Origin of the sequence: Micromonospora zamorensis (assembly GCF_900090275.1) — a bacterium.
GTDB lineage: Bacteria > Actinomycetota > Actinomycetes > Mycobacteriales > Micromonosporaceae > Micromonospora > Micromonospora zamorensis.
Window position 1 is genome coordinate 4,197,095 of record NZ_LT607755.1, and the last position, 13,642, is coordinate 4,210,736.

A 13,642-nucleotide genomic window follows, 5' to 3' on the forward strand; every position below is an offset into this window, starting at 1 on the left:
CGTCCGTCGATCCGCCCGCCGGGGGCGTCGCCACGAACCGGGCGCGCGGTACCGTCGGGATCAGCAACGAAGCGGAGGGAGCGGCGCAATGACCGAGGGACAAACCGACGGTACGCCGACGGACGGCACGGAATCGCACGATCCGGACTTCCCGGAGGCCTTCCTGTCCTTCATGCGGCAGGGCTGGAGCGACACCGCGCTCCCCGTGGCGCCCCGGCCGGAGACGCCCAACTACGCCAAGAGGCGTGCCGCGCTCTCCGCGGCCTTCCCCGGCGAGACACTGGTCATCCCCACCGGCACCGAGAAGGTCCGGGCCAACGACACCGACCACCCGTTCCGGCCGGGCAGTGACTTCGCCTACCTGACCGGCGACCACGACGCCGACAGCGTGCTGGTGCTGCGCCCGAACGGCTCAGGGCACGACGCGACGCTGTACATGCGACCCCGGTCGTCCCGGGAGACCGACGAGTTCTTCCGCAGCCGCAACGGCGAGCTGTGGGTGGGCCGGCGGCACACGCTCAGCGAGAAGTCGACCGAGCTGGGCCTGCCCACCGCCGACCTGACCGGCCTGGAGGCGACTCTCGCCGACCTGGCGCCGGGGCGTACCCGGGTGTTGCGCGGCTTCGACGCCCAGGTGGACGCGGCCGTCCGCGCCTACGACGGCCCGCGCGGCCAGGGGCAGCCGGCCCGCGACCGGGAGCTGGCGATCGCCATCTCGGAGATGAAGCTGGTCAAGGACGAGTGGGAGATCAGCCAACTCCAGGACGCTATCGACGCCACCGTACGCGGCTTCGAGGACGTCGCCCGGATCCTCCCGGCGGACCGCGCGGTCTCCGAGCGCCTCCTGGAGGGTGTCTTCGCGCTGAGGGCCCGGCACGACGGCAACGACGTCGGGTACAGCTCGATCGTCGGCGCCGGCGAGCACGCCACGATCCTGCACTGGGTGCACAACCACGGCGTCACCCGGCCGGGTGACCTGCTGCTGATGGACATGGGTGTCGAGGGCCGAAACCTCTACACCGCCGACGTGACCCGGGTGCTGCCGGTGAGCGGGCGGTTCACCGCCCTGCAACGCCAGGTCTACGACATCGTGTACGCCTCGCAGCAGGCCGGCATCGAGGCCATCCGCCCCGGGGTGAAGTTCAAAGACGTCCACCTGACCTGCATGCGGGTGCTCGCCGAGGGCCTGTCCGAGCTGGGTCTGCTGCCGGTGAGCGTGGACGAGGCGATGGACGAGAAGTCGACGGTCTACCGGCGGTGGACGCTGCACGGCTTCGGCCACATGCTCGGCATCGACGTGCACGACTGCTCGAACGCCCGCAAGGAGACGTACCGCGACGGCGCGCTCGGCGAGGGCTACGTCCTCACCGTCGAGCCGGGGCTGTACTTCCAGCCGGAGGACGAGCTGGTCCCCGCCGAGCTGCGCGGCGTGGGCGTCCGGATCGAGGACGACGTTCTGGTCACGGCGACCGGCGCGGTGAACCTCTCCGCCGGGCTGCCGCGCACCTCCGACGAGGTGGAGACCTGGCTGGCCGAGCAGCGCGAGGCGGGCCCCCGCCTGCCCGGCTGACCGCCGCACCAGCCCTCACCGCACCAGCCCTCACGCACCGGCGTCGCCGCCAGCCGACCAACGGCCCGGCGGCGCCGGTGTGCCGTTGTCGACCAGGCCCTCCGGCCCGGGCCGAGCGCCGGTCCCGGCGCCGCCCGACCCAGACTCACCTCTCGTGATCCACTCGCCTTCACGGAAACCGGGCTGTCCAGGGCGCGCGGACACCGCGTCTTCCGTGAACCCGAGTGGATCAACCCCTCGGCGCGCCTGCCGCACGGACGGCGGGCGGCACGCAGGTCAAGTGAGCAACGTCCGTTCCCGCGACGGTGGTGACGTTCACCCGCCCGAGTCGGCGTTTGCGCTGCTCACACCCTTTTCACCAACCCGGACCGCTTGCCCGCCGTCATCCGACCTGCGCCGAATGCGGGGTTATCTCGGATACGTCCGCATCGCGAAGATGGTTCTCATACGGTGGGGATCAGAGGCTGCAACCGATTTGTAGCTGGTCGTGGCGCCTCAGGCGGTGCGACCCCGTCTGGTAGCAGGAAAGGGCGGAAGGCTCTGATGTCCAACGACGTAACGAGTACCGACGGCGGGGCCTCGACAGCTCCGCCGACACGACGACGGCGGGCGCTGTGGGTCGCCGGCGTGGCCGGGCTGACCGGTGTGGTCGGTCTGGCGGCCCTCGGCGGCGTGGCCGCCAGGGATGACAAGCCCAAATCCGACCAGGTCTCCGACGCGCAGCCGTCGACCAACCGGCAGAACGTCAGTGACGCTGGTGGCGCGGACGAAGGCGGCGCCAAGGAAGCCGACGCTCGGGACGACGAGTGGAGCGGCGACGACTGGAGCGGCTTCGACGACCGGTCCGGCAAAGACGACAAGCGCCAGGACGACAAGCGCGACGAGAAGGACCGCACCAAGCAGGTCCCGTGCGACACGGACAAGCTGATCCAGGCCATCACGTTCGCGAACAACGAAGATGGCGGCGTACTGGAGTTGGCCAAGGGCTGCACCTACACCCTGACCCGCAACCAGGACGGCAACGGCCTGCCGGTGATCACCCAGCCCATCACCCTGAAGGGCGAGCACACGACCATCGGCCGTGAGGCCACCGCCGACTACTTCCGGATCCTCAACGTCGGCCCCGGGGGGAACCTCACCCTCAAGGGTCTGAGCATCAGGGGTGGTCAGACCCTTCAGTCCTCGATGGCCGCCGACCCCGCGACGGTCTGGGCGCCGTACTCGACCCTGGACCGGTCCACCGTGGCCGACCCGGCGGCGAAGCCGGCAGCAACAAAGGCGGCGAAGCCGGCAGCAACAAAGGCGGCGAAGCCGGCAGCGACAACGGCGGCCAAGCCTGCGGCGACAACGGCAGCGAAGCCCTCGGCGGCCAAAGCGGCGGCGAAGCCCTCGGCGGCCAAGGCGGCAGCGAAGCCCGCGGCGGCCAAGGCGGCAGCGAAGCCCACAGCCAAGCCCGCAGCGAAAGCGACGGCGAAGGCGGCAGCCGCCAAGCCGATCGCCGCGGAGGCAAAGCCGGCGGGGGCCGGAACCGCGGTGCCGCTGGTCGAGCAGCCCGGGTTCACCGACGGAGCCGGGGTGCTGGTGCAGCCCGGTGGCCGCGCGGAGATCCTGGACAGCGAGTTGCTCTACAACCAGTCCGGCGGCAACGGCGGCGGCCTGGCCAACTTCGGCAGCACCAGGCTCAGCAAGACGACAGTGGCGCACAACACCGCCTTCTTCTTCGGCGGCGGCATCTTCAACGTCGGGGTGCTCCAGGTCGACGAGTCGAAGGTCAACGACAACACCGGGATCATCGGCGGCGGCGGTATCGCCAACGGCGCGGCCGGGATCTTCACCGACAGCGTCGACGGTGGCTCGGTCTGGGTCTACAAGAGCGAGATCACCGACAACGAGACGCTCGGCTTCGGCGGCGGCGTGCTGGATGTCGGGGGCACCACGACGCTGCACCAGACGACGGTCAGTGACAACACCGCAGTGCTCGACGGTGGTGGCGTCGCGGTGGCGGACAGCCAGCTCACCCTCAAGGACGCCACGGTGGCCAAGAACACCGCCGCTCGCGACGGTGGCGGCCTGGCGGTGACCTCCGACAGCGTCGCGACAGTCGAGAACAGCAGGATCAAGGACAACACTGCGGGCTTCTCCGGCGGCGGCCTCTTCAACGACGACAGCGTCACCACGCTGCGCGACAGCGAGGTGGTGGGCAACCGGGCCGTCGGTCCGTTCGGCCGTGGCGGCGGCATCGTCAACGGCGAGGGGAGCCAGGTCACGCTCCACCGCACGAAGGTGGCGCACAACTTCTCCACCCTTCCGCCGGGGGGCATCTTCAACAGCATCGGCGGCACCGTGACGCTGGACGACGAGTCCGCGGTCACGGCCAACCGTCCGAACAACTGCTTCAACGTTGCGGACTGCTTCGCCTGATCGGGTGGGGCTGAACCACATAGAAGAGGTACGCCTCTCCGCGCCGTCACCGGCTCGGAGGGGCGTACCTGTTTGGCAGGTCAAGAGGGGTCTACGGCCGTGCTGGGCGGCAGTGGGCGCGGCGGGGTGTCCCGGCCTTTCCGGGGGCAACATGAACCGAATGTGGGCTTCTTTCGGATAAGCCCGCGAGGCGAGGAACCTTCTCATACGGTGGTTTTGGGAGCTACAACCGATTTGTAGCAGGGGACGCCCGTCTGACGGCGGCGACCCTGTCTGGTACGAGGAGAGGGCAGAGAGCTCCGATGTCCAACTACCTAACGAACAACGAAGCCTCCGGGCGGGCGACGGCCAAGCGCCGCCGCAAGCTCTGGCTCGCCAGTGGCGTAGCCGGTTTGACGGGCGTGATCAGTCTCGCGGCGGTTGGCGTCGCGGGCAGCGCCGGAGCCGTCGGCCTGAACTGGAACACCGCGCAGGTCAGCAAGGACGGCGACCAGCGGGGTGACGAGGGACGCGACTGGGACAAGGACAAGGGCGAGGACCGGAACAAGGACAAGGACAAGGACAAGGACAAGGACCACGAGCGCGGGAGGGAGGTGCCCTGCGACACCGACAAGCTGATCCAGGCGATCGTGTTCGCCAACAGCAAGAACGGCGGTGTGCTGGAGCTGGCCAAGGGCTGCACCTACAACCTGACCCGCAACGACTACGAGGGCAACGGCCTTCCGGTGATCACCGAGCACATCACGCTCAAGGGTGAGCACACGACGATCTCCCGGGAAGCCACCGCGGACTACTTCCGCATCCTGAACGTCGGCGCTGGTGGTCACCTCACCGTCAAGGGCCTGACCATCAAGGGTGGCCAGACCCTCGAACTGGAGAACGGCGTCGAGGCGGCTGCGGTCTGGGCGGCCTACTCGGACTCCGAGGCGCTCGCCGCCCAGGTGAAGGCCGGCACCCCGCTGGCCCAGGCGCTCACCGCGCGGCAGGCCAACCCGAAGGCGGGCCTGAAGGCCGCGCCGAAGGTCACCCCGAAGGCTCAGGCGGGCGTCGTGACGCCGCTCGTCCAGCAGCCGGAGGAGAACGACGGCGCCGGCATCCTGGTCCAGCCGGGTGGCACCGCCGAGATCCTGGAGTCCGAGGTCGTCCTCAACCAGTCGGGCGGCAACGGCGGTGGCGTGGCCAACTTCGGCACCACGAAGATCTGGCACAGCACCGTCGCCCGTAACACCGCCTTCTTCTTCGGTGGTGGTGTCTTCAACGCCGGCCTGCTCAAGGTCGAGGAGTCGAAGATCAAGGACAACACCGCCGTCATCGGTGGTGGCGGTATCTCGAACGGCGCCGCGCGGATCTTCACCGACGACGTCAACGGCGGGACCGTCGAGATCAAGAAGGGTGAGATCAGCGACAACGAGACGCTCGGCTTCGGCGGTGGCCTCCTCGACATCGAGGGCAACACCACGGCGTACGAGACCAAGTTCGTCTCGAACACCGCAGTCCTCGCCGGTGGCGGTCTCGTTGCGGCAGACAGCCAGCTGAACCTGCACCACGTCGCGATCGAGAAGAACAGCACCGCTGGTGTCGGTGGCGGTGTGGCCATCGTCTTCGACAGCGCGGTCACGTTCGAGAAGAGCAGCATCAAGGACAACACCGCCGGGTTCTTCGGCGGCGGGCTCTTCAACGTCGGCAGCGTGACCACGCTGCGCGACAGCGAGGTTGTCGGCAACCGGGCCGTGGGCCCGATCGGGGTCGGCGGCGGCATCTTCAACATCTTCGGCGAGGTCAACCTGTCGAAGACGACGGTCGCCCACAACTTCTCCACCTTCGAGCCGGGCGGTGTCTTCAGCTTCTTCGGAGAGGTGAACGTGGACGAGAAGTCCGCCATCACCGCCAACCGTCCGACCAACTGCCTGGCCATCCCGGGCGGCACCATCGAGAACTGCTTCGCCTGATCACCCTTGGGTGACGATGGCACAGCAGCAGGGGTGACAGCACCACGGACCGGCCCCCTTCCGCACCACGCGGAAGGGGGCCGGTTCACGTTCACGTCACTACTTCTGGACGAACACCGCCACGCTGCGCGCCGGGACGCTGAACGTGCCGGCCGCCCGGTCGAACGAGGCGGTACGCAGCGCCGGATCGGCCGAGTCGACCAGCACCGGGTGCAGCGCCACGTCCGCACCGCGCAGGTCGGTCACCGTCTGCTTCGCCGTCTCCGGGGTGCTGTTGAAGACGACGGTCAGCGACTTCCACGACCCGCCCAGCCCTCGGGCGTCGAGCGTCATGGTCAGCACGCCGGGCGTCTCCTGCTCCCCGGACAACGGGAACGCCACCCGCTGCTGCACCTGCTCGGCGGTGGCCAGCCCGAACACCGGCGACGACGCCCGGATGCGCAGCAGCTCGGCGTACCGGGCGTCGGTGGTGTTGATGGCCGCGCAGTCCGGCACCAGCGCCGGGTCCGCCAGCAAGGGCTTGGCGTACGACCACTTGTCCTCGTTGTCCTGCGCGGGCGGCAGACCGGCCCCGAACCCGTTGCCCCGCTCGCAGCCCCACCGGATCTGGTTGAACCAGTCTCCGGAGTTGTACGAGTTGCGGTCCAGTGACTTCGACCGCAGCCGTTCGGTGCCCGCGGTGACGAACCCGGTGCCCTGCCCCAGCACCACGGTGCCCAGCGCCAGCACCTGCATGCGGGAGCGGTCGGTCGCCGAGGTGGCCTGCGGCAGTTTGTAGGCCAGCGCGTCGTACAGGATCTCGTTGTCGTGCGCGTCGACGTAGGTGACGGCCTCCCCCGGAGCGGCGGTGTAGCCGGCCGGGGAGCCGTTGTAGTCCACCTGCGCGCCGGTGATCTGCCGTCCGGCGGTGTCGGTGAACCGGTACCCGCGCAGGTTGCCGGTGAGCCCCACCTTGATCAGGTCGTGGGCGTGCAGCAGGCGCGCCTTCTGCTCGGCCGCCGACCCGTTGACCGCGTCGCCGTTGGGGTCGGTGTAGAGCCCGGACGCGAAGCCCTGCACGCGGGGGTTGGTGTCGAACGGTCCGCCGCCGCGTACCGCGTCGCGCAGCCGGTCGTTGAAGGTGCCGATGCCGGTGCCGGCCATGTTGGCCTGGGTGGCCTGGACGAAACGGGCGTCGTTGGCAACCTCGCCGAAGTTCCAGCCCTCGCCGTAGAGCATGATCGCCTTGCCGTCGACGCCGTCGCGGGCGACGGTCAGCCGGTCCAGGGCGCTGCGGACGGCGAGGATGTTCGCCTTCGGGTGGTGACCCATCAGGTCGAACCGGAAACCATCCACCTTGTACTGCTTTGCCCAGGTCACCAGCGAGTCGACGACCAGCTTGCCCATCATGGCGTGCTCGGGCGCGGTGTTGGCGCAGCAGGTCGAATTGGCTACCGTGCCGTCCTCCAACAACCGGTGGTAGTAGCCGGGCACGACCTGGTCGAGCACCGACTTGTCGTCGACACCGGCGGCCGAGGTGTGGTTGTAGACCACGTCCATCACCACCCGCAGCCCGGCGCCGTTAACCCCGGCGACCATCCGCCGGAACTCGGTGGTCCGCGCCGCACCGGCCGGGTCGACGGCGTAGCCGCCCTCCGGGACGGTGTAGTGCAGCGGGTCGTACCCCCAGTTGTAGCCGTCGGTTTCGGCGACCGCCGCCACGCACTTCTGCTGTTCCGCGGAGTCCGGCGGGAGCGCCGCCAGGTCGCAGGCGGGCTGCCGCTGGTCGGCCCGCTTCTCCGGGATCGTCGCGAAGTCGAACGCCGGCAGCAGGTGCAGGTGGGTGACACCGGCGTCACCGAGCGCGCGCAGGTGGGTCATGCCGGCGGTCTTCGGGTCGGTGAAGGCGAGGAACGTTCCCCGCCGCTCGGCCGGCACGGTCTCGTCGGCGATGGAGAAGTCGCGTATCGACAGTTCGGAGATCTGCGCCTTCGCCGGGGGCACCGGCGCCGGTTTGCGCAGCGTCCGCCAACCCGCCGGGGCCAGCGCCGCATCGTTCAGGTCGACCAGCAGGCTGTGCGTGGAGTCCGCGGCGAGAGCCACCGAGTACGGGTCGGTCACCGACGCGGTGACCATCTTCTGCACCGCCGGCTGCCACGCCCGCACCTGGTACCGGTAGTACTTGCCGGCCCAACTCTGGTTGCCGCGCGCCGACCAGACACCGGTGCGGTCGTCGCGGCGCATCGGCACGGTCCTCGGCGCGGCGCTGGGCGAGTCGAACAGCTGCAACGCCACGGTGCGCGCGGTCGGCGCCCACAGCGCGACGCTCGGCGTCCGGCCCGCGAACGTCGGCCCGAGGGTGGCGTCGGTGGCCCGCGCGTACACGTCGTCGAGAACGCCGGGGATCTGCACGCCGGTCGCCGCGAGCAGGGCACCCTCCGCGTCGCGTTCGGTCACCAGCACCTGCCCCCGCAGCGCCGCCGGGACCTTGGCCAGGTCGCCCCGGTCCAGCGCGAAGCTACGGTACGACCACAGGTGCGGGAACGTCGTGCGCTGGGCTTCGGTGAGCCCGTTGCGCTGCGCCCGCAACGGCAACGTGGTGTACGTCCCGGTCAGTTCCCCGTCGACCACGCCGACCCCGCCCTCGGGCGCGACGACGAGCGCGTACGTCCTGCCGTCGGTCGGCGGGGTCTGCCACGCCACTGTGGACCGGTCGATCCAGTGCGCCCTCTGCTTGCTGATGTCGGTGTCCGCGTTGACGCTGGTCGCCGTGGACGGCAGCAACCGGCCCGGCGTGGCGGCGAGCAGCCACACCTCCCGGCCCGCGCTGGCGAAGTCGAGCCGCTGGTCGTCGGGCAGATCCTTGGTGTCGCCCTGGTGGATGACGTAGTTCAGCCCGGTCGCGCCGGCGGCCAGCGGCACCCGGAACACCGCCCCGAACGCGTCAGTGCTTGTGGGCTTCAGCGGCGCGGACCACTCGGTCGGGTTGGCCGCGCCGTCCCACAGGTGCAGGCCCCAGCCGTCGTAGTTGCCGTCGGCCCTCCGATAGTGGATCACCGCGGTGCCCTCCTCGACCGCCGGATCCGGTTCACCGGTGGCCGCCTGCCTGCTCGGGTAGACCACCGGGTCACCCTGTTTGAGCCAGACCTCGCCGGTTGCCGTGACGTCGACGCTGCGGTCCTGGGCGACGTCCTTGTTGCCGTCGGAGTCGACCACCACGAAACCCACGGACTTCGCGCCCGGCTTGAGTTTCACCCAGGCGAACCGGCCGTAGGCGTCCTCCCCGGCGAACGGCTGCCCCTTGGGCCACTCGGTGACGTACGCCGGGTCGATGTCCCCCCAGGCATACAAACTCCAGTCGTCGTACCCACCGGCGGGGCGTTGGTAGTGCACCACCGCCCACTCCCGGGACTTGCCCTGTGCCGGCGTACCCACGATGGCCATGGAACGGGCGGTCGCGGTGCGGCCCCGACCGTCGCGGACCACCGCCTTGTACTCGACGCGGGTGCCGCCGGCCAGGCCGGTCAGGTCGTGCTGCACGGTGTACGGCGCGTGGTCGGCGCTGCCCAGCAACGTCCACCGACCACCCGCGACCCGGGCGGCGACGGTGACGGTGGCGAGCGGGTCACCGGTCACCTGGGCGGTGACGGCGGCCCGGGTGGCGACCAGCGCGTCCGGAGCCGGGCTGGTGATGGTGATGCGCGGCGCGGCGACCGGGCGCGCGACGGGCGTGCCGGCCCGGTGCACCACCGCCGACAGCGGGGGCACGGTCAGGCTCAGCTTGCCGTCGGCGCCGGCCGTGGCGGTCTGGCTGCCGCCGTAGATGCCGGTGAAGGTGACGCCGGCCGACCAGGTGTCCACTGTGACAGTCTGCGCGGTGTCGGCGTTGTTCACCGCCACGACGTACTCGGTCCGGTCGGCGGGGGCGATCCGGGAGGCGGCGAAGACGCCGGGGCCGTCGGCGGCGTACCTGGTGACCTGCACACCGTCGCGCAGCGCGGGGTGCGCCTGGCGCAGCCGGCCCAGCTCGGCGATCGTCCGGTACAGCGGGTGGCTGGTGTCGAACTGGTCGCTGGCGTGGGTGCGGTCGGTGCCGAGCAGGTCGTCGTCGAGATAGTCGGGGGTCTTCGAGGCGAACATGTCCTGCCGGGCGTCCTTGTCCCCACCGGGGCCGGTGAAGCCCTGCTCGTCGCCGGAGTAGACGACCGGTTGTCCACGGGTCAGGAACATCAGCTGGTGCGCGAGCTGGTCGCGGCGCAGGTGACTGGCCGGGTCGGTGCCACCACCGGCGACGAACGACCCGATCCGGCCCATGTCGTGGTTGCCGAGGAAGGTGGTGAGCCGGCCGGCGTCGGTGTCCCGGGCGGCGTAGAGGTCGTCGCGGGCGTACACGTCGGCGAGCGCCTTCGCCGAGCCGGCACCGGCGGTGTAACCGCGCGCGGCCTCCTGGAAGGCGAAGTCGAGGGTCGCCGGCAGGCCACCCTGCCGCACGTAGCTGGAGCTGATCTCCGGGTCGGCGCTGTAGACCTCGCCGAACATGAAGAAGTCCTTCTTGCCGGCCTTTTCGGCGGCCCGCTCGATGCCCTGGCTGAACTGCGGCCAGAAGTCCATGTTGACGTGCTTCACGGTGTCCAGCCGGAACCCGTCGACGCCAGTCGCGCCGATCCAGTCCCCGTACGCCCTGGTCAGCCCCTGGACCACCTCGGGGCGCTCGGTCCACAGGTCGTCGAGGCCGAAGAAGTCGCCGTACTCGCTGTTCTCACCGGCGAACGTGGAGTCGCCCCGGTTGTGGTACATGGTGGCGTCGTTCAGCCAGGCCGGGACCTTGACTGTCGCGTCCTTCGGCTCGGCGAAGGTCGGGGTGTACGGGAACGACTCCTGGTCGACCGACGGGAACGCGCGGCTGCCGTCGGCGTAGTTGCGGTCCTCGAACGCCCGCCCCTGCGCGTCGGTGTACGGCGAGGTCGCCTTGTCCACGTACGCGTACTTGTCCTCGGCGTACTTGATGACGTCGGCGGTGTGGTTGACGATCACGTCGAGGTAGATCTTGATGCCGCGCTGGTGGGCGAGCTTGACCAGGCGCTTCATCTCCTCGTTGGTGCCGAAGTGCGGGTCCACCTGGGTGAAGTCGGTGATCCAGTAGCCGTGGTAACCGGCCGAGACGTCGTCGCCGGCGCCCTGCACCGGCCGGTTCTTGAAGATCGGGGCGAGCCAGATGGCCGTGGTGCCCATCCCCTGGATGTAGTCCAACTTGTCGATGACGCCCTTGAGGTCACCGCCGTGGTAGAAGCCCTTGTCGGCCGGGTCGAGCCCGGTCCGCAGCCGGTCACCGGTGAGGCCGCCCCGGTCGTTGCGGGGGTCACCGTTGGCGAACCGGTCCGGCAGGACGAAGTAGAACTGCTCGGCCCGGGCGGAGTTGTCGCCGGCCTTCAGCAGTGCCTCGGCGGAGGGTTCGTTGCTCCACTGGGCGGCGCCGCCGACGGCGACGGGGACACCGGCGGACGTCCGAGGGGCCGCGGCGGCGGCCGGGGGCACGGCGACCGAGGTGCCGACGAGCGTCAAGGTGAGCAGGGAGACGAGGGCCAGGGTGGTGCGCGGTTTCGGCGGGGGTGTCATCGACGCCTTCCTCTGGTCGCTGATTGGCCGCACGCTAACCCTTGCCGAAACATTCTGCAATACCTTGCAAACACTGTCGCAACACAGCAGAGTCCTTGCGGAAACGCGGCTCAGAGCCCGCCGCAGCGCACCCCGTCGACAGTGCACAGCCGTGGCGTACCCGACGTCCGCTCCATGTGGAATCGCAACGACACCGACCCACCGGGCCGCACGTCCACCCCACTGACGTACGTGAAGCCGTCGTCGGACTGACGCACCGTCCCCTGCGGAACGCCCTCCACCCAGGCGGTCACGAACCGTCCGCCGGAGAACTCCAGCCGCACCGTCCAACCACGGCTCTGGGGCGACGCGTTGACCATCGACACCTCGCCGATGAATCCCCCGTCGAAGCTCTGCACCACCCGGTACCGGCCAGTCACCGCCGGCTGCACCTGCGCCGCCCGACTCGGCGACCGCGTCACCGTCGGCCGACCCGTCGGCCCGACAGACGGGGCCACCGACGGTGACGGCGTCGCGGCGCTCGGGGGCAACCCGCTCGCACGCGCGGACAACCCCGGCAACGCACCTGCCGGCGACGACGCCGGTGCGGGTTCGCTCGGCGCGGCCTCCGCCGACGGCAGCGGCAACGCCGGCGGCGCCGACGCGCCGTCCGGGGCCGGATCAGGCCCCCGGTACGTGCCCAGGGCCACGAAGAGCAGGACCACCATCACGACGACACCGGCGCCCACCACGATCCAGGGCGACGACACGATGGCGACCGGACCGGGCGACAGTCGCGGGAAGCGACGCATGCCGGACATGTACCTCCCTCAGCGGACCGTCCGGGCAGCGTAGCGACCGGCGGACGGGCCGGGAAGCGCCGCCGCCGCACCCACGGCCCGAAACCAGCTCAGCCGAGCCGGCAGTCGATCCCGTTGATCGTGCACCGGCGCGGCCGCTCGGCGGACTCACCCCACCCGAGGCGCAGCCGCAGCGTCCGCGAACCACCCGGGTCCAGCGAACGGGTCCCCCGCAACACGAACTCGCCGTTGCCGCGCCCCCGCACCGAGATCCCCTCGTCGTCAGAAATGCGCAGTGCCCACAGGTCGTCGTCGAACGTCAACTCCACCACCCAGTCCACCGACCGGCTCGACTCGTTCGCGATCGACAGCACCGCCGCGTCCCCGTCCCGGCCGTTCGTGCCGACCTCGTACCGGGCGCTGACCGTCTTCGCCACCAGGGGCGTCGACACCGCCGGGGCGCTCGTCCGCCCCGGCGTCGGGGAGCCGGTCACGCTGACGCGTGGCGACGGCATCCGACTGCTGCGCGACGGCCGAGGCGACGCCGAACGCCGCTCCACACCAGCCGGACTCGGCCCACCCGTCGCCGACGCCGCAGCCGGCACGGTCGGCAGGAACACCGGAGGCGCGGCCTGCGGTTTGGCGTCCCGCTCCCTGGTCCGGAACGACAGCAGCGCGATCACCAGGAGCACCACCAGCGCACACACACCGAGCAGCACCACGATCCACGGCACCGATGCCAACACCCGAGCCGCCCGCGTCCCCGTCGCACCGTCCGGCCGCACCGCCATCAGGTCTCCCCTCGTCCCCCACAGACGCGACAGCGTAGCCAGCACCAGCCAGACCGGAAACCAGGCGGGTACGGATCCGGCCGACCGGCCGACGCGCCACGGAAAACGGCCCGCCCCGGCGGACGTTCCCGCTCGGTCAGGCCGTCCGGACGACAGTGCAGATGAGCGGCCCCTCGTCCGAGGTCCGCAGCAGATAGCGATACCGCTCCCCCGGCACCGACTGCCCCCGGCTGTCCAGGAACTCCCACTCCACCGCCACCATCGTCAACAGCGCGGACAGCGGCTGCACGTCCTCGATCCGGGCATGCGCCGCGATCAGCTCCCGCTCCTGGTAGTCGGGTGCGGCGCCCACGAAGGACAACGCCACCGCCGCCGGTGACGTGAACGAGAAGCTGTAGGTGTCGGCCACCACCAACCCCGGCAGGGCATAACAGCCGGCGAGAACCGGCAGGTCGCCGGAGGTCAGCGCCACGCCGTACCGGTCGAAGAAGTCGGCCAACGTGTCGAGATTCGTGGGAGCGTTCACGGCAAGGGCAA

7 protein-coding genes are annotated in these 13,642 nt (G+C 70.3%); 3 read left to right on the plus strand and 4 right to left on the minus strand.

The window, feature by feature from the left end; all coding sequences use genetic code 11:
- Positions 1 to 88: 88 nt before the first annotated feature.
- From GA0070619_RS18355 to GA0070619_RS18370, 3 genes are all read left to right on the plus strand, one after another.
- Positions 89 to 1,570: an aminopeptidase P family protein gene (locus tag GA0070619_RS18355; RefSeq protein ID WP_088949194.1), complete on the plus strand. Its 1,482-nt coding sequence runs from the start codon at positions 89 to 91 to the stop codon at positions 1,568 to 1,570.
- Between the two features lie 543 nt (positions 1,571 to 2,113).
- Positions 2,114 to 3,991 carry a right-handed parallel beta-helix repeat-containing protein gene (locus GA0070619_RS32495; RefSeq protein ID WP_157744048.1) on the plus strand — a complete coding sequence of 626 codons (1,878 nt, stop codon included), beginning with the start codon at positions 2,114 to 2,116 and terminating at the stop codon, positions 3,989 to 3,991.
- Positions 3,992 to 4,293: 302 nt separating this feature from the next.
- On the plus strand, positions 4,294 to 5,940 hold the full coding sequence (locus tag GA0070619_RS18370) for a hypothetical protein (RefSeq protein WP_088949196.1): 1,647 nt from the start codon (positions 4,294 to 4,296) through the stop codon (positions 5,938 to 5,940).
- Positions 5,941 to 6,039: 99 nt separating this feature from the next.
- Here the strand turns inward: GA0070619_RS18370 and pulA are convergent, their stop codons facing one another.
- From pulA to GA0070619_RS18390, 4 genes are all read right to left on the minus strand, one after another.
- Positions 6,040 to 11,535, minus strand: a complete 5,496-nt coding sequence (pulA, locus tag GA0070619_RS18375) for a pullulanase-type alpha-1,6-glucosidase (RefSeq protein WP_088949197.1) — start codon at positions 11,533 to 11,535, stop codon at positions 6,040 to 6,042.
- Positions 11,536 to 11,645: 110 nt separating this feature from the next.
- A complete protein-coding gene (locus tag GA0070619_RS18380) occupies positions 11,646 to 12,335 on the minus strand; it encodes a cellulose binding domain-containing protein (RefSeq protein ID WP_088949198.1) in 690 nt (229 codons plus the stop codon).
- Positions 12,336 to 12,424: 89 nt separating this feature from the next.
- Entirely contained in the window at positions 12,425 to 13,105 is a 681-nt protein-coding gene (locus GA0070619_RS18385) for a hypothetical protein (RefSeq protein WP_088949199.1), read from the minus strand.
- 136 nt (positions 13,106 to 13,241) lie between these two features.
- Positions 13,242 to 13,631, minus strand: coding sequence for a hypothetical protein (locus tag GA0070619_RS18390; protein WP_088949200.1), 390 nt, complete (start codon positions 13,629 to 13,631; stop codon positions 13,242 to 13,244).
- Positions 13,632 to 13,642 lie beyond the last annotated feature (11 nt).